Origin of the sequence: Bradyrhizobium sp. 190 (genome assembly GCF_023073415.1) — a bacterium.
GTDB lineage: Bacteria > Pseudomonadota > Alphaproteobacteria > Rhizobiales > Xanthobacteraceae > Bradyrhizobium.
This window is the reverse complement of record NZ_JADPJL010000085.1, coordinates 44,360-70,122: the sequence shown is the minus strand read 5'-3', so window position 1 is coordinate 70,122 and position 25,763 is coordinate 44,360. Positions and strand designations below refer to the sequence as shown.

Below are 25,763 nucleotides of genomic sequence, written 5' to 3'. Positions count from 1 at the left end.
CTCAGGATGCTCTCTCTGCGCCTACTTAGGACTTTCGACATGGAAACGCGGCCTGAAGGGCTTCGAGGGCGACCAAGCCAGCTCTTTGATGTAGGTCCTCGGGATGCTTTTGAGCATAAGACACGAAGACCCTTATGAGCTGAACTAACGAACTCTCTGCCGGTAGACAGGCGCGCGTAATTGGGATCTTTTCGCCATCGTGGCGAATGGCTGACAACTCCTGAAATGCGCCGAGGTATCCCCAGCATTCGAAAGCTGGCGGCTCATTTCTTGTCATGGAGACACGGTTTCCGTCTATCCGAGCTATCGCAAGGAAGCGCTCGCAACTGCTTAGAAGTTCGTTTGCGCTCTCAAGGCTGTGAGCGGGGGCGGCAAACGAAAGCGACGATGCCACAACAATCCAAACAGCGCGCATCTGCCAAGTCCTCAATTGGTTCAATCGAGCTTCCGCTTGTGATTACTCGTCCTCTGGCGGCTTTACCCGCCGTCTGCGGGGCGACTTTTCAACGGCGACGCCTCCGCCTGTTCTTCTCTGCAAAGTTTGCGGGCCTTGAATTGAAATCGGCTCGTCTGACTTCGGCAAAGTCAAGAGCCCTCTATTTTGCAGATCGGCGAGCTTGCGCGCTTCGTTAGCCGCCGCCACGAGATACTTCAGCGCGGATATGGGATTGCCCGTGATGTTAATGAGGGTGTTGCAAGTCTGCCCGTCGAACCCCAGCAGCTTGCCTGCTTCGTAGACTAGCTCGCGCGCATCATCGCTATTGTCTGCGAGTTCGTCGTCCATCTCGAACTTCTTGGCGGGACGGCGCAACGCCTTACGCTTGGCAAAGAACGCGTCGACTTTCTTCCACAGGTCAATACCAGCGCTTCCGGTAGCTATCCACGAGCGCGCTACCCGAGACAAAAGCAAGAGCACCATGAGGACCCCGGTCAATTCCATAATGCCGGGCGACGCGTAACGGAAAGACTTGAGTTTAAGGCCCTCATCGTTCGGGACGGATCGATAGAGCCTCTGGCCAAAGTGCCGAGTAGCAATGTCTCCAGACCAGAACTGCTTGCGTATTAGCTCCTGCAATCGTTCGCGAGTTGCCTCATCTTGGGCAAGCAGCGGGTAAAACAGCCCGTAAGTTTCGGAGAGGCTTTCCGAGAGCGCGCGGAGGTCTTCAATGTCCCACGCGCCGTCTACGGGGATCGTGATAATGCCTATCTGCGAGGTTGCCATTTTCCGCTAGTTGCGTTTCGCGTAGCGCTCGAACCCAGCTGCAGGGATAGCAGCTTTGACAAAGAGCTTCCCAAGGTCCGTGAGTTTCATCGAACTATCGCGTGTAACGCCAACCTGCACGTTTGCTGCGATGATAGGAGTCTGCTTCAATACCGGCCAAGCGACCAAGCCGAGTGCCTCTAAGTGCGCAAACGACAGCTCGAACTTGTCTCCCATAAAAAGTTCGTTGCTGGGAAGGGTGCTGCTCACGATGACCCTATTTAAAAACTGGTTCGTGGCGCGGTCGTAATCCAAACGATCGACCACAGCGAAGCTTGTTTCGCTCAGTCTGAAGAGGATCCACGCTTCGTCTCGGCTAAGCTGCGAGATGATTTGCGGAAACGCCGGGTGAACCTTTTCCTGACCATCCTTGTCAATTGAGTTGGTGAGGATTTCTTCGAACATTGCCGACAAGGGGCTGTCCTCATCGATAAACCGCAGGTGTTCAATTACGGGCCCAACGACCTGCGCAGGAGGATCGATACGGCGCTCCGGCGGTACATTCTTCGATATCCGCTCTATCATGGCGGCAAAACGATCCTGGGCGAGGGCAGCAAGCTGTAACGGAGCGAGCAGCAATCTCGCGGCCTTCATGGCGTCCTCGCCAAGCTTCCCTATCTGCTTCGCTGGGGCGGAAAGCGCGTCGTCATAGAGCTTGTTGAGCGCTTCCTTAGGCACAAGCTTCCCGAGATTTTCCATATCAATCATGCCAGCCTCGTAAGAGCGGGTGGGAATGCTTTTTCTCGCGCCATGACGGAAGGTGGATGAACTCGACGTAATTGAAGTTGCCGTCAAATTGGCATGCAGCTGGAAGCTGATCAAGTAACCAGTCTTGCGTATCCCCTGATCCGGCCTGAGACCCGTATGCTCAGAGCCGAGCAGCAGCGGGCCTTTACTCCGAACGCTTTGAAGCCATAGCCCGACCAAACATAAGGATTTCAGGGACGCTCATGGGACCCGCTATTGGCCCGGTCTGGGTCTTTCAATTGAAAGGGCCCTACTTTGGGCGCCACTCCCGAGCCAATGTCTGCGCTTGCGCTATCTGGGCCGCCGTCATTTCCTTCGCCAAATTATCACGCGCTTCCGCAGCTGCAGAATTCTCGGGATTTGAAGCGGCGAGGTTTAACCACATGTGTGCGAGCACTTTGTTCGCCTGAACGGCTTCACCATCTTTGTACATAAATCCGAGATTGCTTTGGGCATAAGAGTGGCCGCGATCAGCCGCCATGCGTAGCCATTTATAAGCCTCCTCAAAGTCCTGTGGCGCTCCCCATCCCACGCGGTAAAGAAAGCCAAGCGTGAACTGAACCTTAGCATCGCTGTGTTTTGCAATTGGACGCCATAGCCTAATGGCTGTTCGAAAGTCCTTCGATGCAAACGCGTTCCAACCAGCTTCAATGTCTCCACCTGCGAAGCAGGCAGAGCTCGCGAGGGACCAGAGCAATACCGTGAGCGGCGCGAGCCGTCGCATTCCCATTCCACCCGGTTACCTATCGAAGTTTCGTTATACACAGGGGGGCTCGCTCGCAAGAACCATCTGGCAAGGACGCGCCCCAGTCCTCAGCCGAGCAGCAGCGGCCTAAAGGGTCCAAGATTTTGAAGCCCGCATACGGGAAGGCTTGGGGATTTTAGGCTCCGAAAGGGGACCCATTCACGCGGTGCGCCGGCATACCTCGAACATCCTGACCGGCTGAAACGCATAGCTTTTGTCATTGACGCATCGCAATGGCAAACGCCGGCAATCCAGGCGCGACCTGCACCTGGACGTCGACCGCGCGGGCCTCGATCCCCTCAAAGGCTACGGTAGAAACCCGCGCAACCATCCCTGCCCCTCGTTCCGCAATCGAAGGTAGCGGGGAACCGGAGGGTAAGTCAAGAACATTAAGGGAACAGAAGAGGGCGCTTAATTCAGCTTTCCTGCCGCGATCGCCGCCGCGCTGGCTTGCGGTTGCTCCAGCATCTTCAATGCCGCATCGAGGCCATTGCGCAGATTGGTGGCGGCGTTCGCGCTGCAGCGGAGGCGGCCGGAGGAGATGAATTTGACCTCCGTCGATCCGTCAGGCTTCGGCACCAGAATGCGGGTCGCCAGCTCGACCTCGACCGAACCGTTCATGGTGCCGTAGGCGCCGACGATATCGAAATAGACCAACGGCGCCGCGGCCCCGGTGTCCTCGTAAATCAGGTCGGACGGTTTGGCGGGCGGCTGGTCGGTCAATGGGCTTCTCCGGGATCGCATAGGTCATGATTCGCTGACCAAGACTTACGCTAAACGGAGTTCGCTCCCTAGCGCTGCAGGGCGGCTTCCGGGGCGGGCCAAACCGGCCGCCGGATCGTCGAGGCATTGTCGCCTCGCTCCTGCTTAGCGCTCCGTCCGCATGTACGGGTTCTTCTCGGAGACAAGCTTCTGCGCCGGATCGCCGGCGAGAATGCGCGCCTCCTGCGTCTCCGCAGGTCTCGCGTTCTGCGGGTTACCCCACAAGCTCCACACTCCCAGCCCCACGACGAGCATGCCAGCGCCAATAGCTACGAAGTCTTTGGTCATTTGCTGGGCCTCCATACCGGCTGCCAAGCTGTCGAGATTCGGGCTGCATTATTTGGGCAGCGCGCACAGGATCACGACGAGTTTCATGCTGCTTTCTCGCTCAGGCAAAACAAATTTCGGCGATCCACGATTGTTCCTAAGGCAGGCCCTTTCGATAGAATCCTCTGAAGAGACGTCCAAGCGGCGCACACGAGCGCTTCCGGCGGCGCATTGCCCGATCAGGGGGCCGGCCGTGTCGATCAGCCCCCCGGGACGTCGGCTCCCTAGAGCTGCATGTTCATCGGCTCGGGATAGTAATGGAAGCCGTCGCCCGCCTTGGCGACGTGGCCGTAGCCGGGCCAGGCGAAGTGATAGGACATGACCGGGATCTTCTGGGCAGCCAACATGTCCAGCATCTTCACCCGCGAGGAGGCCGCCTGCTTCGGATCGCTGTCGTAGGAGAATTCCATCCGCGGCTTCTCCAAAAGCAGCACGGCGTGATGGGAGAGGTCGCCGAGGAAGCAGAAGGATTTGCCCTTCGAGCTCACCATGAAGATGGTGTGGCCGACGGTGTGGCCGGGGGCGGCGAGCGCGGTGACGCCGGGCAAAAATTCCTGGTTGTCCTTGATGAACACGATGCGGTCGCGCACCGGCATCAGGTTCTTGCGGGCGTGGAGGATGAAGTCCTTCAGCGGGCTGCCGAGCTTGCCTTCATCGGTCCAGAAATCAAAATCGCTCTGGGCGATGTAGACCTGCGCGTTCGGGAACAGTGGCTTGTCGTCGGCCCCCACAAGACCGCCGATGTGGTCGATATGCGCGTGTGAGCACACCACCGCGTCGATATCGGAGGCCTTGATGCCGGCTGCCGCCATGTTCTTCTGCTGCTGGCCTGTGGTCGGGCCGAACGCTTTCGAGGTGCCCATGCCGGTGTCGAACAGGACCAGTCTGTCGCCGGTGTTCACGATCGGCGAGTTCTGCTCCAGCACGACATTGTCCGGATTGAGGAAGTTGTCGGAGAGCATCTTCTTCACTTCCTCCTTCGGCACGCCGGTGAAGGTGCCGGAGGGATCGCCAAGCGGCAGCGGGCCGTCGGAGACCACGGTCACTTCGGCGTCGCCGAGGATGAAGCGGTGCCAGTAGGGCGTCTGCGTTCCGAGTTTTGGCGCCTTGGCCAGCGCGCTGCCGCCGAGAAAGGTCGAGGCGCCCAAACCGGCGCCAAGCGCAAGCAAAGACCGTCGCGAAACGTTCATCGTCATACGTCTTCCTCCACTGTTTTTATGAATTGCAGCATGCTGCCCGGACGGATTCATCCGCGGCTACAGGCTGCTCCCGCTTCCCGAAATTGGCAAGTAGGGTGAGAGAGCACGACAGGAATGTAAAAATGCGATGGCTGCAGCGCAGCGTTATTGCGTGCCGCGCTTCTTCTCGATGGCATCCCGGATATTTGCCGCGACGGCCGCGCCGTTGTGGCGAGCGATGCAGATGATGGCTACCAATCGTCGTACATCCACTCCCGTGGGTATCGAGGTCGCGCTCGCGCCTGCGGCCGCTCGGGCTTGCGCAGCGTTGGGGTCGGCGGCGATGGAGACTGCGAAGTCTTGGGCGGGTTCTGCTCGGAAACCTTCGCGAGCACGCGCTTTATCTCTTCCTGGCTCGCCTTGAGCTCCCCAATGGCTTTTGAACTGTCGCTGGCTATTTGCTGCTGGTTCGCTTTGAGCTGTTCGATGCTTCGCTCCAGATTCGCGAGGTCGCGAGCCATCGTTTGCAGCAACTGTGTGTGATCGGGAAGCGCCGCGGGTGCTGCCGGCGCAGCGCCTTGCGGTGCGGCTTGTGCCAAGGTTGTTGCTTGCGGTGGTGTTGCTTGCGCTGGCGCTGACTCCGCCGCGGCCACCTGGAAGGTAGATGGAGCGGGTGGCGCGGGAGACGGCAGATTTTCCAGCGGCAATGATGGCGTTGAAACGGGCTGCGGCGCCCAACGGGCGACAATCAGCGTGGGCCCGTCGCCATAAGATAACAGCAAAACCACAAGGGCAACGACAGTGATGCACGCCGCCAGGGACAAGCCGACGAGGGTCAGGAGCGCCGGCCTTCCTCCTGGTGGTGGTTGCGGGCCAGGTTCGTGCGAGCCAAGTCCTTGCGAGCCAAGTCCTTGCGAGTCAGGTCCTTCCGAGCCAGGTCCGGCCGCGGGTGGACGCGCGTCATCGCGCTCCATTCTTGCAAGCTGTTCAGTCAGACGCGTGAGTTGTTCGTCCGCGCGCTTGATCTGTTCGTGGGCGTGCGCGAGCCCTTCATCGGCGGGCGCGATGGGGGCATCGTCGGGTTTGTTTTCTTTCGGATCAGGTGTGGAGTTCATTGGCGCTTTCCGTTTTTCGTCCAATGTCATCCGAAGGTGGCGGTCGACACTCCGTCAGGTCGACCGGCCGCCGGCACTGTGCCCAGTCTTGTCCAAAGAATGGCCGAATGATGGAAGAATATAGGATGACATGGCGCTGGCGTCCTGGAATTCGGCGGGCCACTGCCGGCGGCGCAGTCGAACGACACGGCGACTCTCCGATTCGGCTCCATTTTAGCCGGCAGCAGGCGCCCGCACATCATGCCGTCAAGTTAGGTCGCAGCGAACCAGTCGGCTGAAGACGTCACTTCATGTGCACGATAGTTGCGAGGGAAATTATTTTCCGCTGCGCTTCTTCTCGATGGTATCCCATATCTTTGCTGCCACGTCCGGGCCGTTGAGCCGCTGGATCGCGCGGATGCCCGTCGGCGACGTCACGTTGATCTCGGTGAGGTTGCCGTCGATCACGTCGATGCCGACGAACAATAATCCCAGCTCGCGCAGTGCCGGGCCCAGCGTGTCGCAAATCTCGCGTTCGCGCGGGGAGAGCTCGGTCGCCTGCGCGGCGCCGCCGCGAACCATGTTGGAGCGCAGATCATCGGGGGCCGGCACGCGGTTGACGGCGCCGGCGAATTCGCCGTCGACCAAAATGATGCGCTTGTCGCCGTGCTTCACCTCGGGGAGGAAGCGCTGGATCACCCAAGGCTCGCGGAAGGTAACCGAGAACATGTCGAACAGCGAGCCGAAATTCATGTCCTGCGGCATCACACGAAACACCGCCGCGCCGCCATGGCCGTGCAGCGGTTTCATGACAACGGCGCCGTGTTCATCCCTGAATGAATTGATCTCATCCAGATCGCGCGAGATCAGCGTCGGCGGCATCAGATGCGGAAAGTTCATCACGAACAGCTTTTCGGGCGCGTTGCGCACCGAGGCCGGGTCGTTCACCACCAGCGTCTTGGGGTGGATTCGCTCGAGGAAGTGCGTCGAGGTGATGTAGGCGAGGTCGAAGGGCGGGTCCTGGCGCAGCAGGATGACGTCGAAATTGGTCAGCGGCTCACGCTTCGCTTCGCCCAAGGTAAAATGGTCGCCGATCTCGTCGCGCACCGTAAGCTTTTGCACCGGCGCCGCCAGCTCCTCGCCGCGCAGCGAGAGCTTGTCCGGCGTGTAGTAGGAAATGCTGTGGCCGCGCTTCTGCGCTTCCAGGAGCAGCGCGAAGGTCGAATCGCCGCGGATGTTGATACGCGCGATGGGATCCATCTGGACGGCGACATTCAGTTTCATAGGGAGGGTCCGGGTCTCTGGAGGAATTCTTATTAAGGGCTGGCGTCGAATGCCGCTAACAGATGGCGTGGCAGACGCCGCGGCGCAATCAGGACGGCGTCAAATCGCAGCTCAAATTCGGCATGCTCGGGATGCGCCATCAGCCAGGCCTGGGCGGCATCGATGATGCGCCCCTGCTGGCGCGGCGTCACGGCGTAGGCGGCGTCGTCAAGGCTGGCGCGGGCCTTGACCTCGACGAAGGCAACCAGATTGCGCTTCCTCGCCACCAGGTCGATCTCGCCATAGGGCGTACGGAAGCGCTTTGCCAAAATGCGGTAGCCTTTGGCCATCAGAAAGGCGGCGGCGCGGCTTTCGGCGGAAAGTCCGGTGCGGAAGGCCGCGACCCGCTCGGGCGCGGCGAGCTTTGCCGCAGCGTCCGGCGGTAACGTGCCGTCAGTCTTCACCATGCTCGCCTCTGGTTTCTTTTGCGAGTTCAAGCGCGCGGGCGTAGACCTCGCGGCGCGGCCGCCCGGAAAGCTCGACCGCATGCGCCACGCTATCCTTGACGCTGTCGCGCGCAAGCGATGCACGCAAGAGGTCGTCGAGATCGTGCTGCGTCATGACCCCTTCGTCGGCGCGCGGCGGGCCGACCACGAGGACGAACTCGCCGCGCGTCTCCAGCGCGTCGGCGGCTTTCGCAAGATCGGCGATCGGGGCGCGCGTGATGTCCTCGTGCAGTTTTGTGAGTTCGCGGCAGATCGCGGCGTCGCGCCCGCCCATGATGTCGGAAAGATCGGCCAGCGTGTCCTGCACGCGGTTGCCGGATTCGAACATCACCAGCGTGGCGTCGATCCGGGCAAGCTCCGTGAGCCGCGTCCGCCGCGAGACCTCCTTGGCCGGCAAGAATCCCTCGAAGAAAAACCGGTCGGTGGGGAGTGCTGCGACCGAAAGCGCCGTCAGCACCGAGGACGCGCCCGGCACCGCGATCACGGCATGGCCGGCGGTGCAGACCTCGCGCACCAACTTGAAGCCGGGGTCCGATATCAAGGGCGTGCCGGCATCCGACACCAGCGCGATCGAGGCGCCCTGCGCCAGCTTTTCCAGGATTTTCGGCCGCACCATCGCCGCGTTGTGCTCGTGATACGGCTTGAGCTCCGCCGAGATCGCATAGCGCTCGGTCAGGCGGCGGGTGATGCGGGTGTCCTCGCAGGCGATGATGTCGACGCCGGCCAATGTCTCCAGCGCGCGCAAGGTAATGTCGCCGAGATTGCCGATCGGGGTTGCCACCAGATAGAGGCCGGGAACCGGCTTCGGGGCATTCAGGATGTGGTCGCCAATCAAAAATGTTCTGTTGGCCGAACCCGGTTCGGTGTCAGGCCCGTAGTTGGAACTGGGTTTTGCGCGCATAATGGCAATCTAGAGGGGTCTTGGTGCAAGCGCCATATCCGGCGGGCGCGGAGGCAAGGCGGAAGTTCCACGCAACTTGCGAATGGCCGACGGCGGCGTAATCCTTTTGTTTTGGTTAACTAATCCTCGACAATATTGCAGAATCCCGTGTGTGGGTTCAGTAGCGGTTCAGGTGCCTCGGCCCAGAAAGCCGGAATCCTGGCCGACGGCGGTCGGTCAAGAGAAGAGACAAGATGGTAGGCCCGCTCAATCCCAAGCCTGGATCCCCGGATGCTCGGCTGTCAGGACCGACCCGGCGGACGGCGGTCGGACTTATTCTCGGCGCGCCGCTGCTCGGCGCCTGCTCCGGCAGCCAGATTTCCAACCCGTTCGGCCCCTCTCAGCCCGAGGGGCCCCCAGGTCCGCAGCAACAGCCGCTTGCGATCGGCACCGGTCAGGTCAAGGTCGGCCTGATTCTGCCGCTGTCGGCCGCCGGCAATGCCGGCGTCGCCGCGCAATCGATGAAGAACGCGGCCGAGATGGCGCTGGCGGAATTCCAGGATCCGAACATCCAGCTTCTGATCAAGGATGACGGCGGCACCCCGCAAGGCGCCCAGCAGGTCACCCAGCAGGCGCTCGGCGAGGGCGCGGAAATCATTCTGGGGCCGCTGTTTGCAGCCTCGGTGCCGGCGACCGCGCAACTGACGCGCGCGCGCGGCGTTTCGGTGATCGCGTTCTCAACCGACTCGAGCGTCGCCGGACGCGGCGTCTATCTGCTCAGCTTCCTGCCCGAATCCGACGTCAACCGGATCGTCGATTATTCCGCCGGCATCGGAAAGAAATCTTTCGCGGCGCTCTTGCCCGACAACGCCTACGGCAATGTGGTGGAAGCAGCCTTCAAGCAGGCAGTCGGCCGCAAGGGACGCCTCGTCGCCTTCGAGAAATATAGCGTCGATCGCTCGGCCGCGGCGCGGACGGTGGCGCAGTCGCTCGGCTCGGCGGATGCGCTGTTTATCGCCGACGACGGCGAATCCGTCGTGGCGACGGCGGATGCGCTGACGGCGGCAGGTGCGAACTTGCGCAACATCCAGTTGCTCGGCACCGGGCTGTGGGACAATCCGCGCGTCTATGCTAGTCCCGTGCTGCAGGGCGGGCTCTATGCCGCGCCGGATCCGTCGGGCTTCCGCGCCTTCTCCGGCCGCTACCGCGCCAAATATGGCGCCGACCCCGTGCGCACCGCAACGCTGGCCTATGACGCGGTCGCGCTCGTCGCCGCGCTATCGAAGCAGGGCGGCCAACGTTTTGCGCCGGAGACGCTGACCAACGCGTCGGGCTTTGCCGGCACCGACGGCCTGTTCCGCTTCCGCTCCGACGGCAGCAATGAGCGCGGGCTTGCGGTGATGAAGGCCGCCAGCGGCGGCAGCACGCCGGTTGCGGGATCGCCGAAAAGCTTTGGGGCGTAATTTTTTCGTAGCCCGGAGGGAGCCAACGGGTCGCGCGAATGCGCGCCCGATGACAGGCTCCGCGTAATCCGGGACCGCTGGTAGATTTACCCCGGATAGCGCGTCGCTCCATCCGGGCTACGCATCTTCGTCGCGGTCGCGAATTCGGCTTCGTAGCGACGTCGGTTGCTCCAGTAGATATTTGCGAACAGCGCCGCTTCCTGACGATAGGGGATGTGATCGTCTGCGTCCTGCGCCGCTTGCGCCTCGATCCATGCGGCGTGCTGCTGGATGGCGCCTGAGCGGTCGCCTTGCAACGCGCGGATCTGAAATTCGAACATGTGCTGCTCGATCTCGCCGTAGCGATCGTACCAGCACGTCGACCACTGACGGTTCTGCAGCGCAAAGCGCCGGATCCAGCGCTCGGTCAGATCCATTTCATGCTCGGGCTTCGAGAACATCACGTCGCGCCGCGCTTCCTGCAGCGTCTCGATCGCGACCGGCTTGTTCTTATGCCAGAGCGTCTGCATCGACGCATCGGACAGGAAACGGTCGGCGTAGATCGGATACGGAAAGGCGATTTCGCGCAAATGCGGCAGTTCGAAATAGACCCGGATCTCCGAACAGACGCTGGCCTTCAGCTCGTTGTCTTCCATCTTGCGGTGGAAAGCGTCGAAGCCGATGCCGGGAAAATAGGGCATGAAGGCCGCGTGGAACATCTCGTGCAGGCGATAGAGATCCTCGATGGCCGGATTGTCGTAGGTGCGATTCATGGTGACGCCCCACCACGAGCAGAAATGGGCGCGCTCGAGCCGGTCGTCGGTCGAGTTGCAGAACAGCCGCGGCAGGCTAGCGAACTGTTCGACGATGTCGTGAATGAAACCGCCCTCGGCGTGCGAGGCGCTAATCGGCGCGCTGCGCCAGAGCCCGTGCGCGTGCCGGTGAATCTCATCACGGCTCGTCAGGATGATCGGGTTCTTCACGGCGTGGCTCCGGGAGTAGCGATCGGCCCGGCCGTGTCGATCATTTCGGCCATGGTCGGCGTCAGGCAGAGCCGCAGCGATGCATTGGTATCGCCGACCGGCCGGCGCAGAAATGCGGCGAGTTCGCGGTCGGTGGTCGCGTGAGCCTCCGCCTGCGCCAGCACGCTCACATCGCTCGTCGATAACTTCAGCCCGAGACGGTGGCCAATGCGCGCGGCGGCCTCGCGCTGCACGGATTTGTAACGGCGGGGCAGGTCGAACACGTCGTGACGATCGAGCAGCGCTGTGCCTAGCTGCAGCGACGTCAGGTTCTTGAACCATTGATTGCCGAACAGGCTCGGCATCGCCTTGCGGCACAGCACGCCGCCGATACGGTCGTAGTAAACCCCGAACGGTTTTGACAGGCTGAACGCCAGCGACTGCACGGATGGGCTGTCGGCGGCAATGCGGACAGACGGTGTCTCGGCGATCGACCCGACATAGGTGACGTCGAGCAGCACGCGGGGTTGCTCGCTTGCGGCAGCGAGCAGAGAAAGAAATTCGTTGGCCTCCGGCCACATATTGCCGTCGATTGCGGACGGCTGGCTCAGACAGAACAGCGCGGTTGCGGGAAGCGTCCGGCCGATCGTTCGCCAGTCGGCGCGGGGATGTTCGACCACGGCGATGCCGCAAGCTTCGGCATAGGCCTTGTAGCCTTCATACTCGCCGGCCAAGACATGAACTTCCGGATTGAAGCGCTCGCCGCGGGCGCGGTTGCCGTAGGCTGCGATCACATGAAACAGCGCTTCGCTGCCGCCGGCGGTCGGGTAACGCCATGCGAAACCTCCCGCATCGATGGCGACAACAGGTGCTGCCCATGCCATCCAGCGCTCGATAAAGGCTTCATGCGAGGCGTACTGTTTGCCGGTCCACGCGTCGCGGAATTGCTCAAGATGGTGACGGCGAGCCGCATCGGGTCCATCCACCGCATTGCCGAGGATGAAATTCTTCGCCGCTTCCGTCTCTGGTGTGACGAGGGCGTAAACGGTCTTGCTCGCGCCGGCGTCCTTGACGCGGCGGTCGAGGTCGGGATCATGGATCGGGGGAGCTATGGTCCGGTCGTTCACGATCATCGTTCGGGCAGGGCGGGGCAATCGGAACCGATCTACCACACTCTGTCAGGCAATGCCCGAAGTCCCTGCGCGTTGGCTTATCAAAGCCTTTATGCCGCCAAGCTTGTAGCCCGGTGGAGCGAAGCGTAACCCGGGGACGGTCTCGCAAGCGGATATACTTGTCCCGGATTGCGCTGCGCTCCATCCGGGCTACGGTTTCTTGCTACGCCGCGAGGTCCGCCACCACGGCGTCGAGCACCGGGAATCCGTCCTTTGTCACGCGTAGTCTTCCGTCGGCGTCGACGATGATCGCGCCTTCCTCGCGGAGCACGGCGATCCGGCTCGGGTCGAGTGCGCGGCCGGACAAGGCCGCATAGCGTTTGGGGTCGATGCCCTCGGCAAGCCGCAATCCCATCAGCAGGAATTCATCGGCGCGCTCTTCGCTGTTGAGAAAATCGTCGGTCACAACGCCGTGGCCGTTGGCCTCGACGCGCATCAGCCAGGCCTCTGGACGCTTTTCGGTCGCGATCGCGTGCCTGATACCATCGATGTCGAGGCGGCCATGCGCGCCCGGGCCGATGCCGGCATATTCGTCGCCCCGCCAGTAGACCAGATTGTGCTGGCATGCGGCGCCTGCGCGCGCGTGGTTGGAAATCTCGTAGGCCGGCAAGCCGTGATGCGCGCAGACTTCCTGCGTTACATCGTAGAGCGCGCGGGCAACCGCCTCGTCCGGCGTCTTCAATTTGCCCGCCGCATGCAGGCCGAAGAACGGCGTGCCTTCCTCGATCGTGAGCTGGTAGAGCGAGAGATGTTCGGCGGCCTCGGAAATCGCGAGCTTCAATTCGTCCGCCCACATCTGCGGGGTCTGGTCAGGGCGGGCGTAGATCAGGTCGAACGAGTAACGGTCGAATGCGGCGCGCGCGATCGCGACCGCGTCCAGCGCTTCGCGCGCGCTGTGCAATCGTCCGAGCGCCTTCAGCGAGGCGTCATCGAGCGCTTGCACGCCGAGCGAGACACGGTTGACACCGGCGGTGCGATAGCCGCGAAACCGGGTCGCTTCGACGCTGGTCGGATTGGCCTCTAATGTCACCTCGACATTGTCGGCGACGCGCCAATGCTTGCCGATCGAATCCAGGATGGCGCCTACGGTTTGCGGCTGCATCAGCGACGGCGTGCCGCCGCCGAGAAAGATCGACGTGACGGTGCGTCCCGGCGCGCGCGCTGCTGACGTTTCGATCTCGCGCGCAAACGCACGGGCAAATCTTTCTTCGTCGATCGGCGCGTGGCGGACGTGGCTGTTGAAATCGCAATACGGGCATTTCGACAGGCAGAACGGCCAGTGCACGTAGACGCCGAAGGCTTCTTTGGGGCGGGGTCGCTCGCGACTAGCCAAGACAGATCTCCGCCAGTTTGACGAAGGCGCGCGCCCGGTGCGACAGGCCGAGGCCGATCGGCGGCAGGCCGTGTTTCTCGATCGAGGTCATCTCGCCAAAGGTCCTGACGTGCCCGTCGGGCTGGAACGCCGGATCATAGCCGAATCCGGCGGTGCCGCGCGGCGGCCAGACCAAAGTTCCATCGGCGCGGGCCTCGACCTCTTCGAGATGACCGTCGGGCCAGGCGACGCACAGCGCAGACACGAAATGCGCCTTTCGCTTGTCGGGCGTGGTCGCCCCGCGTTCCTGCAGCAGCCGCTCGATCCGCGTCATCGCCGCCATGAAATCCTTGCCCTCGCCGGCCCAGCGCGCCGAGTAGATGCCGGGCGCACCGTCCAGCGCATCGACCACGAGGCCGGAATCGTCGGCAAAGGCCGGCAGTTGGGCAGCTTGGGCGGCCGCGATCGCCTTGATCGCCGCATTGGCGCGAAACGTCTGGCCGGTTTCCTCGGGCTCGCCGAGGCCGAGTTCACCCGCGGAAACGGCCTCGACGCCATGGGGCGCCAGCAATTCCCGCATCTCGGCGAGCTTGCCGGGATTGTGGGTCGCGATCACGAGGGCGCCGGTGATTCGACGGTGCATATGCGATCAGACTACGCGACGGCCAGCTTCTGCAAGTCCACCAGACGCGCAACACCCTTGCGTGCCAGTTCCATCAGCGCCAGGAACTCGTCCTGCGAGAACGGCGTCTTCTCAGCGGTGCCCTGCACCTCGATGATGCGGCCGTCGCCGGTCATGACGAAATTGGCGTCGGTCTCGGCCTCGGAATCCTCGGCATAGTCGAGGTCGAGCACCGGCGTGCCCTGATAGATGCCGCAGGAGATCGCGGCGACATTGTCGCGCAGCACGTTAGCCTTGATCATGTTGCGGCTCTTCATCCACGCGATGCAGTCCGCCAGCGCCACCCAGGCGCCGGTGATCGAGGCGGTGCGCGTGCCGCCGTCGGCCTGGATCACGTCGCAATCTACCGTGATCTGGCGCTCGCCCAGCGCTTCGAGGTCGACGGCTGCGCGCAAGCTGCGGCCGATCAGCCGCTGAATCTCGACCGTGCGCCCGCCCTGCTTGCCGGCGGCGGCCTCGCGGCGGGTGCGTTCCAGCGTCGCGCGCGGCAGCATGCCGTATTCGGCCGTGACCCAGCCGCGGCCCTGGCCCTTCAGCCAGGGCGGCAGCCGCTCTTCCAGTGTTGCCGTGACCAGCACATGGGTGTCGCCGAATTTCACCATGCAGGAACCTTCGGCATATTTGACCACGCCGCGTTCCAGCGACACGGGGCGCAGCTGATCGGGCGCACGGCGGCTTGGCCGCATGGGAAGTCCTTTCGAAATCGAGCGAAAAACCGTTTGCGGTGCTTGTAGGTGGGGGCGTCCGCAGCGGCAAGGGCTTTTGGCCCCGTTTCGGGGACTAGAGCCTTTCCTGTTTCGATGGAAGCGAAACGGGGCTCTAGATTCTTGATTTGACGCGTTTTCTCGACGCGAACCGGTTTCCACTTCGCTTGAAAACGCTCCAATGCATGCTTGTCATCGGCCCTCCGGAGCGACAGATTAGGGGGTGTGAGGAGTTAAATGGTGGCCCACCACGATCCGATTGGCCTGATCGCGCCGCATGCCGGGCTCGCCCAGCTCAACGAGCGATCACGCGACATTTTTCGTCAAATCGTCGAGAGTTATCTGGCGACGGGCGAACCTGTCGGTTCGCGCAATATTTCCCGCCTGATCGCGGTGCCGCTATCGCCAGCCTCGGTCCGCAACGTGATGTCGGACCTCGAGCACCTCGGGCTGATCTACGCGCCACATACCTCGGCCGGGCGGCTGCCGACCGAACTCGGCCTGAGGTTCTTCGTCGACGCCCTGATGCAGATCGGCGACCTTACTGAACCGGAACGGGAATCCATCCAGAGCCAGCTTGCTTCTGTCGGGCGCGCGCAATCGGTCGAGGCGGCGCTCGGCGAGGCGCTGACGCGGCTGTCCGGCCTGACCCGGGCCGCCGCCGTGGTGCTGACCGCCAAATCCAATTCGCGGCTGAAGCATATCGAATTCGTCCGGCTGGAGCCGGAACGCGCGCTGGTGGTGCTGGTCGGCGAAGACGGCCAGGTGGAAAACCGCGTGCTGGCGCTGCCGCCCGGCGTTCCCTCGTCCGCGCTGACGGAAGCGACCAACTTCCTCAATTCGCGGATTCGCGGCCGCACGCTTGCGGAAGCGCGGCTTGAACTCGAAACCGCGCTGACGCAGAGCCGCGTCGAACTCGATCAGCTGACGCAAAAGGTGATCGCGGCCGGCATTGCAAGCTGGTCGGGCGGCGACAACGACGACCGGCAATTGATCGTGCGCGGGCATGCCAATCTGCTGGAAGATCTCCACGCGCTGGAGGATCTCGAACGCGTCAAGTCGCTGTTCGACGATCTCGAAACCAAGCGCGGCGTGATCGATCTGTTGGGCCGGGCCGAGCGCGCCGAAGGCGTGAGGATTTTCATCGGATCGGAGAACAAGCTGTTCTCGCTGTCCGGCTCCTCCACCATCATCGCCCCCTATAGCGACGCCGCGGGCCGTATCGTCGGCGTTCTCGGCGTGATCGGGCCGACGCGGCTGAACTATGCAAGGGTGATTCCGACGGTGGATTACGCCGCCCGGATCGTCAGCCGGATGCTGGGCGGCTAATCGGCCCCAAATTGACCCCAATCCGGTGTGGTTGCGCTTGATTTTCGGCCATTAAAGCACGATATCCCGCCCAGAAAATCCCCATCGAACCCAATACGTTTTTTGAGAAGGCAGTCTTATGACCGATCCGAACCGGCCGAGTGATGATGCGGTGAAACCGGCCCAGACCGGCGAGCCCGTGGTCTCAAAACCCTACATCATGCCCGACGATCCCGAGGAAGGATCGAATGAGGCACTGACCAGGGAACTGGCCGAGGCGCGCGACAAGATGCTGCGCACGCTGGCGGAAATGGAAAACCTGCGCCAGCGCACCAGGCGCGAGGTTGCCGATTCCAAGATGTACGGCATCACCGGTTTCGCGCGCGACATTCTCGATATCGCCGACAATCTGCAGCGCGCGCTCGACGCCATTCCGGCCGAGGCCCGGGAGACCGCCGATCCCGGCATCAAGGCCTTCATCGAGGGTGTCGAGCTGACCGAGCGTTCGCTGCTCAACACGCTGGAGAAGAACGGCGTCAAGAAGTTCGATCCGTCGGGCGAGAAGTTCGATCCCAACTTCCAGCAGGCGATGTACGAAGTGCCTGACCCGTCCGTTCCGTCCGGGACGGTGGTTCAGGTCGTGCAGGCCGGCTTCATGATCGGCGAACGCGTGCTGCGCCCGGCGCTGGTCGCCGTCTCCAAGGGCGGCGCGAAGGCCGCGCCGGCCGCCGACGTCACGAACTGATCCGGCCCGAGCCTACAGCGGTTTCTCGGTCGTCTTTGGCCAGTAGGTGCCAAAGCTCCAGAGGTTGCCTTCCGGATCTCGGCAGGCAAAGTCGCGGCTGCCATAATCGGTGTTGTGCAATTCCATCTCGATGCTGGCGCCCGATGCCTTGATCCTGGCGTGCAGTGCGTCCGGATCGTCGACCGCGACATAGAGCGAATCCGTCCGGCGGCCGCCGATGTCACCGACAAGCTTGCCGTATTCGTCGTCGCGGCTCTGGCCGAGCATCAGCAGCGAGGAGCCGTAGGCAAGTTCGGCATGCTGGACCGCGCCGTCCTTGCGGTAAACGACGTACTCGGTGAAGCCAATCACGTCCTTCAACCAGCGGATCATGGCCTCGGCATCGCGACAGCGCATCGTCGGATAAAGGCGCGGCGCTTCGATCTTGCTTTGCTCGGTCACGGAAAACTCCTCCCTCATGGCTGTTGCGCCAATATGCGCGGACGCGTCAGCACAGGCTTGAAGATTTGTTACCGGACCGTCAGGCGTCGAGCCCGTCCAGCGGGCGCAACAGGCGGAGGTCGGTGAAAGCTAGCCGGCGAGCCCAGGCTGTCGGGGTTTCACCGGCAAGAGTTGAAAATTCGCGGGCGAGATGCGCCTGGTCGGCATAGCCGCTTTCAGCCGCAATCGCTGCCCAGCCGCGCGCTTCTCCTGTATGTGCGAGCCGACAGGCTCGATGGAAACGCATGATGCGGGCAACCGGCTTCGGCGCGAGACCGAGTTCGGATCGAAAACGGTTCACCAGGTGCTTGCGGCTCCAGCCGATCTCTTTCGCCAGCGCTGTGATCCGCGTGCCGCCAGCACTGCGCGCCAGCCGGCGATAGGCAAATTCGATCTCGGGTGAGGGCAGATGGTTGGCGCGACCGTCGACAAAATCCTCGACCAGATCGAAGCGGCTCTGCCAGCCGGATGCAGCCCCGAGCCGTTCGCGCAGCGCCCGGCCTTCGCGGCCCAGCACGTCGCCGATGTCGACCATGCGCGCGGCGAGATCGACGACGGCGCTGCCAAAGAAGCGGTAGGCGCCGAGCGGCGTGAAATCCACCTGCACGCATTCGGCGCCGCCATCGGATTCGATAAAGACCGGGCCGGCATGAAGCCCGGCGGCAAAGCTCGGCTGCCGGTCGGCGGCGTCGGGCTCGCGGTCGAGCGCGATCAGGAACGGCGTGCCGAAGCTGATGATGAGCGGCACCACCATGCCTGCGGGCTCGCGCTGGAAAAACCGGCCACGCGCCGTTTCACGGTAACCGGTCATTCCGGAGATGAGACCAGCCGTGCGCTGTGACGGCGCACGACGGGTCAACTCGAACGCGACCGGAGCCGTCACATCGGACATCCCTGACCTCTGCGAGAGGATACGGCGTTAAGTCGCTTCAGCCGCGCGGATGAATTCCGTCGCGCACCGCGCGGAAGCGCGGAAAGGCCTTGGTCCAGTCGTCGCGCGGCGAAGAGCCGATGATACGCATCGAGCTCTGGGAGCCGAACCGCAGCCATTGCACGATGGTAACGGGGGTATTGTCCTTGCCGCTGGTGGCGTCGATCCGCGTCTCGTAGCCGGGCTGGCCATCGATGCGGACCGGCTCCGACATCGTGATCCTGCCGTCGCGCACGCCGGGAATCGTGGTCGCGATCTGCTGGGCAAAGCGGCCGCGATCGTCGGGCGAAGCTGCCGTCGAGCCGATCAGGCCGATGATCATGAAGGGCGCGATTTCGAAGCCGGTCTTTTCGTCACCGTCGGAGAGAATGAGGGCCGCGCCCGGCGCCAGCATGCGGATGTTCTTGAAGCTCGAGAGCTCGCTGACCTTGAACGGCATCAGCCCGAGCTGCTCCTCGACCGGCACCTCGGTGCGGATCACGGCGGAAGCGAACATCTGGCGGATGGCGTCGTCGGTATAGATCCTGGAAGCATTTTCGGGCACCTGCACGGCGACATAGCCGGAGAAGGTGGGGCCGGGCAGGATCATCGAATAGCGGCGCACATTGGTGGCGCCGTCTTTGCCGTTTTCGACGGTGTAGTAGGCGAGCCCTGCGGCGGTCTCGATGCTCTCCGGTTTGATGCCGCCGGTGCCGCCCGGGTTGGCCTTGAAGGCATTGGAGACTTCGCCATAGGCGGCCTCCGGCAGGTCAGCGATCAGGACCTTGACCCCCTGATCCTCGGTCTCGAAGCCGACGAATGTTCTGGCCTTGCTGAGGCCGACCAGTGGCGTCATGCCCACCCTGGCGCCCGGCGGGAAGACCGGGTCGGCGGCGAACGCGGAGGAGAAGACGGTAGAATTGGCGGCAACGATCAGGGCAACCGCAGCGAAGTATCGAAGGAGCTTCATGGTGGATCTACCGGGTTTGCATGGGGGCCGTACAGTGGTCCGACGATGCAGCTTGCGAATCTCTAGTGGAATCATCGAGCCTTGCGGGCACGACAGGGGTCGTTCCAGTCGGCCCGCTTTTAGCGGTTTTGATGTCCCTGCAACAGGGCAGGGTGGGCGTCCGTTCCACCGTTACGTTCCGATATGTCGGCCATTTTGCGGGATTTTGCCCGGTATCCGAGCTCTTTTTGGGGCGCTTCCAGCGGCCAAATACCGCTCCCCCTTCCGCAATGGTTGGGCCCCTCGATGGGGAGGATGCCGCATTGCTGCGCAGCGCTCCGGCGGTGCGATCGAGGAGCGGCCTTCGATCAGCGGCCTTGCCGATTTCTTAACGCCGCTCCAGCCACTGATGCGCCCCCGCCCCGGGCTGACACAATCTTTCAAACGTCAGCCTTTTCAGGCCCTAAGCTTGCGTTCGGTCCTTGCAGGCCAGACCCCCCCTCCTATATGAGGCTCACCGTCGCAATATCGCGAGTATTTGATCGTTGGGGGTTCGGTTAGGTGCGCCGTCCAGGGCCCAGCCAACCTGCCGCAACAAGAAGGATATGAGGACCATGGGAAAGGTCATTGGGATCGATCTCGGCACCACGAATTCGTGCGTCGCCGTAATGGATGGCAAGACTGCAAAAGTCATCGAGAACGCGGAAGGCATGCGCACGACGCCTTCGATCGTTGCCGTCACCGATGACGGCGAGCGCCTCGTCGGCCAGCCCGCCAAGCGCCAGGCGGTGACCAATCCCGAGCGGACGTTCTTTGCGGTGAAGCGCCTGATCGGCCGCCGCTATGACGACCCGATGGTCGAGAAGGACAAGAAGCTCGTCCCCTACAAGATCGTCAAGGCATCGAACGGCGACGCCTGGGTCGAAGCCGACGGCAAGACCTATTCGCCCTCGCAGGTCTCCGCCTTCATCCTGCAGAAGATGAAGGAGACCGCGGAAGCCCATCTCGGCCAGAAGGTCGAGCAGGCGGTCATCACGGTTCCCGCCTACTTCAACGACGCGCAGCGTCAGGCCACCAAGGACGCCGGCAAGATCGCCGGCCTCGAAGTGCTGCGCATCATCAACGAGCCGACGGCGGCCGCGCTCGCCTATGGTCTCGACAAATCGAAAACCGGCACGATCGCGGTCTACGACCTCGGCGGCGGCACCTTCGACGTCTCCATTCTTGAAATCGGCGACGGCGTGTTCGAGGTGAAGTCCACCAATGGCGACACCTTCCTCGGTGGTGAAGACTTCGACATGCGGCTCGTCAGCTATCTGGCCGATGAGTTCCAGAAGGAGCAGGGCATCAACCTGCGCAACGACAAGCTTGCCCTGCAGCGCCTGAAAGAGGCCGCCGAAAAGGCCAAGATCGAATTGTCCTCGACCACGCAGACCGAAATCAATCTGCCCTTCATCACGGCCGACCAGGCCGGGCCGAAGCATCTGACGATGAAGCTGACCCGCGCCAAGTTCGAGGCGCTGGTCGACGATCTCGTCCAGAAGACCATCGAGCCGTGCCGCAAGGCGCTGAAGGATGCAGGCCTCACCGCCGCCGAAATCGGCGAAGTGGTGCTGGTCGGCGGCATGACCCGCATGCCGAAGGTCCAGGAAGTGGTGAAGCAGTTGTTCGGCAAGGAGCCGCACAAGGGCGTCAACCCGGATGAAGTCGTTGCCATAGGCGCGGCGATCCAGGCCGGCGTGCTGCAGGGCGACGTCAAGGACGTGCTGCTGCTCGACGTGACTCCTCTTTCGCTGGGCATCGAGACGCTGGGCGGCGTGTTCACCCGTATCATCGACCGCAATACCACGATCCCGACCAAGAAGAGCCAGGTGTTCTCGACCGCCGAGGATAACCAGAACGCCGTCACCATCCGCGTCTTCCAGGGCGAGCGCGAAATGGCCGCTGACAACAAGGTGCTAGGCCAGTTCGACCTGATGGGCATTCCGCCGTCGCCGCGCGGCATGCCGCAGATCGAGGTGACGTTCGACATCGACGCCAACGGCATCGTCAACGTGTCAGCCAAGGACAAGGCGACCGGCAAGGAGCAGCAGATCCGGATTCAGGCATCCGGCGGCCTGTCGGAAGCCGACATCCAGAAGATGGTCAAGGATGCCGAGGCCAACGCGGCCGAGGACAAGAAGCGCCGCGAGGCGGTCGACGCCAAGAACCATGCCGACGCGCTGGTGCATTCCACCGAGAAGGCGCTGGCCGAACACGGTTCGAAGGTCGAAGAGTCCGAGCGCCGGGCCATCGAGGATGCCGTCAGCGATCTGAAGGAAGCGCTGAAGGGCGACGATGCCGAGGCCATCAAGGCCAAGACCAACACGGTGGCGCAGGCTTCGATGAAGCTCGGCGAGGCCATGTACAAGCAGCAGGCCGAGGCGGACGCCAAGCGCGACGCTGCCAAGGATGACGTGGTCGACGCGGAGTTCACCGAGGTCGACGACGACAAGAACAACAAGAAGTCGGCATAAGCGGGCTTTCGATCATGACCCTCATCCGATAGAGCGCGCGGCTTGCGTTCGATGGGTGGGGGTCATTTTTCGTTAAGCCGATGGCTGCATCTTTCGAGAAGCACCCTTCGGCGTGAAGACGAACTTCGGGCGGGTTTGACTGATGTCCACCAAGCGCTGCTATTACGAAACCCTGGAAGTCGAACGGAACGCGGACGAGTCCAAGCTCAAGGCGGCGTTCCGCAAGCTCGCGATGAAATGGCATCCGGACAAGAATCCGGGCGATGCCACCAGCGAAGTCCGCTTCAAGGAAATCAACGAAGCCTACGAGGTCCTGAAAGACGGCGAGAAGCGCGCCGCCTATGACCGCTACGGCCATGCCGCGTTCGAGCAGGGCATGGGCGGCGGCGGTCCCGGTTTCGGCGCCGGCTTCGCCTCGTCATTCTCCGATATTTTCGAAGACCTGTTCGGCATGGCCGGGCAGCGCGGGCGCGGTGGCGGACGCGAGCGCGGCGCCGACCTGCGCTACAATATGGAAATCACGCTGGAAGAGGCTTTTCAGGGCAAGACCGCGCAGATCGAGATCCCGGTCTCGGTCACCTGCGAACCCTGTTCGGGCACCGGCGCCAAGGCCGGCACCAAGCCGAAGACCTGTTCGATGTGCGGCGGCGCGGGCCGGGTGCGGCAGGCGCAGGGCTTCTTCACGCTGGAGCGGACCTGCCCCGGCTGTCAGGGCCGCGGCCAGATGATCGAGGACGCCTGCCCGAACTGCGCAGGGTCAGGACGGGTGACGCGCGACCGGACGCTGTCGGTCAACATCCCCCAGGGCGTCGAGGACGGCACCCGCATCCGCCTTGCCGGCGAGGGCGAGGCCGGCGTCCGCGGCGGGCCACCCGGCGATCTCTATATTTTCCTGTCGCTGGCCACTCACGAATTCTTCCAGCGCGACGGCGCCGATTTGCATTGCCGGGTTCCGATCTCGATGGTTGCAGCCGCGCTCGGCGGCGAATTCGAGGTCCCGACCATCGACAAGGGCAAGACCAAGGTGAAAGTGCCGGCGGGTACGCAGTCCGGCCGCCGTTTCCGCATTGCATCAAAGGGCATGCCGGTGCTCCGCTCGCGCCAGACCGGCGACATGTATGTCCAGGTCATGGTCGAAACGCCGCAGAATCTGACCAAGAAGCAGCAGGAACTGCTCGCCGAGTTCGAAAAATTGTCATCCGGCGCGACCCAGCCGGAAGCGGCGGGCTTCTTCACCAAGGTCAAGGACTTCTTCGGCAGCCGCGCGGGCTCCTGACCCGCGCGAACGCGAGCTGGGCGAAGCGCAGGTTCTCGCCGCGCAGTCATGATTCATTCAGCTTGCACAGGGTCTTATTGCCAGCTCGCGGGCACTTTGGCACGTCTGACGTGTTACCGTTTGGCTTGACCACATCCCCGTCGATCTATACGTGTTTATGACCGTTTTCTGACATCCCCTGCCTTCTTGCGGGGCCCCGCCTGGTAGCGACATGCCTCTGCAATCGTCCGTGCGTGCGTTGAAGAAGCCTCGTCTCGATGATGAGGTCCGCTTCCTTCGTTCATGGATCGAAAAGCCGCTGCACATGGGCGCGGTGATGCCGTCGAGCAAATTGCTTGCGCGGACCATGGCGGAATATGTCGACGTCCACGCGCAAGGGCCGGTCGTCGAACTTGGGCCCGGGACCGGCGCGATCACCAACGCACTGATCGAACACGGCGTCGATCAAAAGCGGCTCGTGCTGGTCGAGTATAATCCGGGCTTCTGCGCACTGCTGCGCGACCGCTATCCGCAGGCCAAAGTGGTGCAGGGCGACGCCTATGCGCTGCGCTCCTCACTAAAGGACGTGCTGGACGCGCCGGCCTCGGCCGTGGTTTCCGGCCTGCCGCTGGTCACCAAACCGATGCTGACGCGCCTGAAACTAATCCGCGACGCCTTCACGGCGCTCGCGCCCGGCGCCCCCTTCGTGCAATTCACCTATTCGGTTGCGCCGCCGATCCCGAAATCGCTGCCGGGCGTGTCCACAGAAGCTTCCGAGCGGATCTGGATGAACCTTCCGCCCGCGCGGGTCTGGGTGTATCGCAAGGGCTGATACCTGCTACGTATTCGCGTTGGCAGGTGCTGCCCCGAATACGAATTCAAATATGTCCGCGCTCAAAATCCTCGTGATCCCGGGATCGCTACGATCAGGCTCGCTCAATGCGAAGCTGGCGGCCGTTGCCGCGCATGCGCTGGCGCAGCAAGGCGCCGAAATCACCCGGATCTCACTCGGCGATTTTCCGCTGCCGATCTATGACGGCGACCTGCAGGCGAAGTCCGGCGTGCCGAAGCACGCGGTCAACCTGAAGCGGATGATGGCGGCCCATCATGGCGTGCTGATCGTGACGCCGGAGTACAATTCCTCGGTGCCGGCGCTGGTGAAAAACACCATCGACTGGGTGAGCCGGGTGCAGGATGCGCACGAGACCCGCGGGCAGGTGTTTCGCGAGCGGGTGTTTGCGATTGCGTCGGCCTCCGGCGGGCGGCTCGGCGGCGCCCGCGCGCTGGCCGCGTTGCGGCTGATCCTGTCGGCCTGCCATGCCCAGGTGATCCCGAACCAGTTCGCGCTGTCGTTTGCCGACGACGCCTATGACGAGATGGACCGCCTGAGGAATGCCGCCGACAGCGACGCGCTGAAAGCGCTGGTGCGGCAGTTGATCGATGTTTCCCAACGCATGATGTGAGGTGACATGCAGCCAGCCGATATCGCTCCGAAGGACCGCCTGATCGTTGCGCTCGACCTGCCCGGGGTTGCCGAGGCGGAAGCGATGATTGCGCGGCTCGGCGACAGTGTGAGCTTCTACAAGATCGGCTATCAACTGGCTTATGCCGGCGGATTGCCGCTGGCGCAGCAATTGGCCAAGTCAGGCAAGAAGGTTTTCGTCGATCTCAAGCTGCACGACATCGGCAACACGGTGGCGCGCGGCGTCGAAAGCGTAGCAAAACTCGGCGCGACCTTCCTTACGGTACACGCCTATCCGCAGACCATGAAGGCGGCGGTCGAGGCGCGCGCCGGATCGGGCCTGAAGATTCTCGCCGTCACCGTGCTGACCTCGTATGACGACGGCGATCTGCATGCCGCGGGCTATCGGCTCAACGTCTCCGACCTGGTGGAAGCGCGCGCGCAGCAGGCGCAGGTGCTCGGCGTCGATGGGCTCGTCAGTTCGCCGGAAGAGGCGGCGGCGCTGCGCAAGATCATCGGCCACCAGATGAACCTGGTGACGCCAGGCATCCGTCCTGCGGGAGCCGCGACCGGCGACCAGAAGCGCATCATGACGCCGGCGCGTGCGATCGCCGCCGGCGCGGACTATCTGGTGGTCGGGCGGCCGATCACGGAAGCCGCCGATCCCAAGGCGGCGGCGGACGCCGTTCAGGCGGAAATCAAGCAGCCGTTGGTATAGTCGATTAGCGAAACAAGAAACGGGAGAGTGAGATGGCCAAGGGATACTGGATCGCGCGCGTCGACGTTCACAATGACGAAGGTTACAAAGCCTATGCGGCGGCCAACCCGGCCATCTTCAAGAAATTCGGCGGTCGCTTCGTCGTGCGTGCCGGCAAGTTCACGGCCATCGAGGGCGAAAGCCGCTCACGCAATGTGGTGATCGAATTTCCGGACTATGAGACGGCGCTGGCCTGCTATCACTCGCCGGAATACCAGGAAAACATGAAGGTGCGGCAGCCGCATTCGATCGCCGACCTCATCATCATCGAAGGCTATGACGGCCCGCAGCCCTGAGGGGCCGGATGAGTGGCGGGCCCTGATTGGTTGCCGTAATCGCCTGCC

At 62.9% G+C, this 25,763-nt stretch carries 28 protein-coding genes and 1 pseudogene; 9 read left to right on the top strand and 20 right to left on the bottom strand.

Translation table 11 applies throughout. From position 1 onward, the window contains the following. Positions 1-25: 25 nt before the first annotated feature. From IVB22_RS42255 to rsmI, 12 genes and pseudogenes are all read right to left on the bottom strand, one after another. Positions 26-415: a Rap1a/Tai family immunity protein gene (locus IVB22_RS42255; protein ID WP_374207864.1), complete on the bottom strand. Its 390-nt coding sequence runs from the start codon at positions 413-415 to the stop codon at positions 26-28. A 42-nt stretch (positions 416-457) separates the two neighbouring features. Further along, on the bottom strand, positions 458-1,222 hold the full coding sequence (locus IVB22_RS40745; RefSeq protein WP_247522766.1) for a hypothetical protein: 765 nt from the start codon (positions 1,220-1,222) through the stop codon (positions 458-460). A 6-nt stretch (positions 1,223-1,228) separates the two neighbouring features. After that, complete coding sequence (locus IVB22_RS40740; RefSeq protein ID WP_247522765.1) at positions 1,229-1,969, bottom strand: DUF4393 domain-containing protein; 741 nt, start codon at positions 1,967-1,969, stop codon at positions 1,229-1,231. Positions 1,970-2,258: 289 nt separating this feature from the next. Beyond that, positions 2,259-2,732 carry a tetratricopeptide repeat protein gene (locus IVB22_RS40735; RefSeq protein ID WP_247522764.1) on the bottom strand — a complete coding sequence of 158 codons (474 nt, stop codon included), beginning with the start codon at positions 2,730-2,732 and terminating at the stop codon, positions 2,259-2,261. A 253-nt stretch (positions 2,733-2,985) separates the two neighbouring features. Then, positions 2,986-3,084 (bottom strand): annotated as a pseudogene (locus IVB22_RS42250) (ATP-binding protein); the annotation flags it as partial. An 80-nt stretch (positions 3,085-3,164) separates the two neighbouring features. Beyond that, positions 3,165-3,476: a hypothetical protein gene (locus IVB22_RS40730; RefSeq protein ID WP_247522763.1), complete on the bottom strand. Its 312-nt coding sequence runs from the start codon at positions 3,474-3,476 to the stop codon at positions 3,165-3,167. 144 nt (positions 3,477-3,620) lie between these two features. Then, positions 3,621-3,803: a hypothetical protein gene (locus tag IVB22_RS40725; protein WP_247522762.1), complete on the bottom strand. Its 183-nt coding sequence runs from the start codon at positions 3,801-3,803 to the stop codon at positions 3,621-3,623. Between the two features lie 263 nt (positions 3,804-4,066). Continuing rightward, positions 4,067-5,038: an MBL fold metallo-hydrolase gene (locus tag IVB22_RS40720; RefSeq protein WP_247522761.1), complete on the bottom strand. Its 972-nt coding sequence runs from the start codon at positions 5,036-5,038 to the stop codon at positions 4,067-4,069. A 233-nt stretch (positions 5,039-5,271) separates the two neighbouring features. Next, positions 5,272-6,135: a hypothetical protein gene (locus IVB22_RS40715; RefSeq protein WP_247522760.1), complete on the bottom strand. Its 864-nt coding sequence runs from the start codon at positions 6,133-6,135 to the stop codon at positions 5,272-5,274. Positions 6,136-6,450: 315 nt separating this feature from the next. Continuing rightward, positions 6,451-7,398, bottom strand: coding sequence for a glutathione synthase (gene gshB, locus IVB22_RS40710; protein ID WP_247522759.1), 948 nt, complete (start codon positions 7,396-7,398; stop codon positions 6,451-6,453). Positions 7,399-7,430: 32 nt separating this feature from the next. After that, a complete protein-coding gene (locus IVB22_RS40705; protein ID WP_247522758.1) occupies positions 7,431-7,844 on the bottom strand; it encodes a YraN family protein in 414 nt (137 codons plus the stop codon). Next, positions 7,831-8,784, bottom strand: a complete 954-nt coding sequence (gene rsmI / locus IVB22_RS40700; RefSeq protein WP_247522757.1) for a 16S rRNA (cytidine(1402)-2'-O)-methyltransferase — start codon at positions 8,782-8,784, stop codon at positions 7,831-7,833. The genes IVB22_RS40705 and rsmI overlap by 14 nt, the downstream gene beginning before the upstream one ends. A gap of 233 nt (positions 8,785-9,017) precedes the next feature. Between rsmI and IVB22_RS40695 the strand changes: the two genes are divergently transcribed. Then, positions 9,018-10,226, top strand: a complete 1,209-nt coding sequence (locus IVB22_RS40695) for a penicillin-binding protein activator (protein WP_247522756.1) — start codon at positions 9,018-9,020, stop codon at positions 10,224-10,226. Positions 10,227-10,312: 86 nt separating this feature from the next. Here the strand turns inward: IVB22_RS40695 and IVB22_RS40690 are convergent, their stop codons facing one another. The 5 genes from IVB22_RS40690 to rph all read right to left on the bottom strand — a co-directional run bounded on the left by IVB22_RS40690 (position 10,313) and on the right by rph (position 15,019). Then, positions 10,313-11,188: a hypothetical protein gene (locus tag IVB22_RS40690; protein ID WP_247522755.1), complete on the bottom strand. Its 876-nt coding sequence runs from the start codon at positions 11,186-11,188 to the stop codon at positions 10,313-10,315. Beyond that, entirely contained in the window at positions 11,185-12,294 is a 1,110-nt protein-coding gene (locus IVB22_RS40685; protein ID WP_247522754.1) for a hypothetical protein, read from the bottom strand. Before IVB22_RS40685 ends, IVB22_RS40690 begins: the two co-directional genes overlap by 4 nt. A gap of 208 nt (positions 12,295-12,502) precedes the next feature. Further along, positions 12,503-13,672 (bottom strand): radical SAM family heme chaperone HemW, encoded by a 1,170-nt coding sequence (gene hemW, locus IVB22_RS40680; RefSeq protein WP_247522753.1) that lies wholly within the window; start codon positions 13,670-13,672, stop codon positions 12,503-12,505. Then, a complete protein-coding gene (gene rdgB / locus IVB22_RS40675; protein ID WP_247522752.1) occupies positions 13,665-14,294 on the bottom strand; it encodes an RdgB/HAM1 family non-canonical purine NTP pyrophosphatase in 630 nt (209 codons plus the stop codon). The genes hemW and rdgB overlap by 8 nt, the downstream gene beginning before the upstream one ends. Positions 14,295-14,305: 11 nt before the next feature. Beyond that, the gene (gene rph / locus IVB22_RS40670; RefSeq protein WP_247522751.1) at positions 14,306-15,019 is read right to left on the bottom strand and encodes a ribonuclease PH; all 714 of its coding nucleotides are present in this window, start codon (positions 15,017-15,019) and stop codon (positions 14,306-14,308) included. Between the two features lie 258 nt (positions 15,020-15,277). Here rph and hrcA point away from each other — a divergent pair, with 258 nt between their 5' ends. After that, entirely contained in the window at positions 15,278-16,366 is a 1,089-nt protein-coding gene (hrcA, locus tag IVB22_RS40665) for a heat-inducible transcriptional repressor HrcA (protein ID WP_214488160.1), read from the top strand. A gap of 118 nt (positions 16,367-16,484) precedes the next feature. Then, on the top strand, positions 16,485-17,090 hold the full coding sequence (grpE, locus tag IVB22_RS40660; protein ID WP_247522750.1) for a nucleotide exchange factor GrpE: 606 nt from the start codon (positions 16,485-16,487) through the stop codon (positions 17,088-17,090). Positions 17,091-17,102: 12 nt separating this feature from the next. Here grpE and IVB22_RS40655 read toward each other — a convergent pair whose 3' ends face one another. The 3 genes from IVB22_RS40655 to IVB22_RS40645 all read right to left on the bottom strand — a co-directional run bounded on the left by IVB22_RS40655 (position 17,103) and on the right by IVB22_RS40645 (position 19,450). Beyond that, a complete protein-coding gene (locus IVB22_RS40655; RefSeq protein WP_247522832.1) occupies positions 17,103-17,486 on the bottom strand; it encodes a VOC family protein in 384 nt (127 codons plus the stop codon). 124 nt (positions 17,487-17,610) lie between these two features. Beyond that, on the bottom strand, positions 17,611-18,462 hold the full coding sequence (locus IVB22_RS40650) for an AraC family transcriptional regulator (RefSeq protein ID WP_247522749.1): 852 nt from the start codon (positions 18,460-18,462) through the stop codon (positions 17,611-17,613). A gap of 37 nt (positions 18,463-18,499) precedes the next feature. Further along, positions 18,500-19,450, bottom strand: coding sequence for a hypothetical protein (locus tag IVB22_RS40645; RefSeq protein WP_247522748.1), 951 nt, complete (start codon positions 19,448-19,450; stop codon positions 18,500-18,502). Positions 19,451-20,043: 593 nt separating this feature from the next. On the opposite strand from IVB22_RS40645, the gene dnaK reads away from it, so the two are divergent. The 6 genes from dnaK (at position 20,044) to IVB22_RS40615 (ending at position 25,715) form a co-directional block, all read left to right on the top strand. Continuing rightward, positions 20,044-21,945: a molecular chaperone DnaK gene (gene dnaK, locus IVB22_RS40640; protein ID WP_247522747.1), complete on the top strand. Its 1,902-nt coding sequence runs from the start codon at positions 20,044-20,046 to the stop codon at positions 21,943-21,945. 142 nt (positions 21,946-22,087) lie between these two features. After that, positions 22,088-23,221: a molecular chaperone DnaJ gene (gene dnaJ, locus IVB22_RS40635; protein ID WP_247522746.1), complete on the top strand. Its 1,134-nt coding sequence runs from the start codon at positions 22,088-22,090 to the stop codon at positions 23,219-23,221. Positions 23,222-23,432: 211 nt separating this feature from the next. Beyond that, on the top strand, positions 23,433-24,032 hold the full coding sequence (locus tag IVB22_RS40630) for a class I SAM-dependent methyltransferase (RefSeq protein ID WP_247522745.1): 600 nt from the start codon (positions 23,433-23,435) through the stop codon (positions 24,030-24,032). Positions 24,033-24,084: 52 nt separating this feature from the next. Next, positions 24,085-24,663, top strand: coding sequence for an NADPH-dependent FMN reductase (locus IVB22_RS40625; protein ID WP_247522744.1), 579 nt, complete (start codon positions 24,085-24,087; stop codon positions 24,661-24,663). Between the two features lie 6 nt (positions 24,664-24,669). Beyond that, entirely contained in the window at positions 24,670-25,380 is a 711-nt protein-coding gene (gene pyrF, locus IVB22_RS40620; RefSeq protein WP_247522743.1) for an orotidine-5'-phosphate decarboxylase, read from the top strand. A gap of 32 nt (positions 25,381-25,412) precedes the next feature. After that, positions 25,413-25,715, top strand: coding sequence for a DUF1330 domain-containing protein (locus IVB22_RS40615; protein WP_247522742.1), 303 nt, complete (start codon positions 25,413-25,415; stop codon positions 25,713-25,715). Positions 25,716-25,763 lie beyond the last annotated feature (48 nt).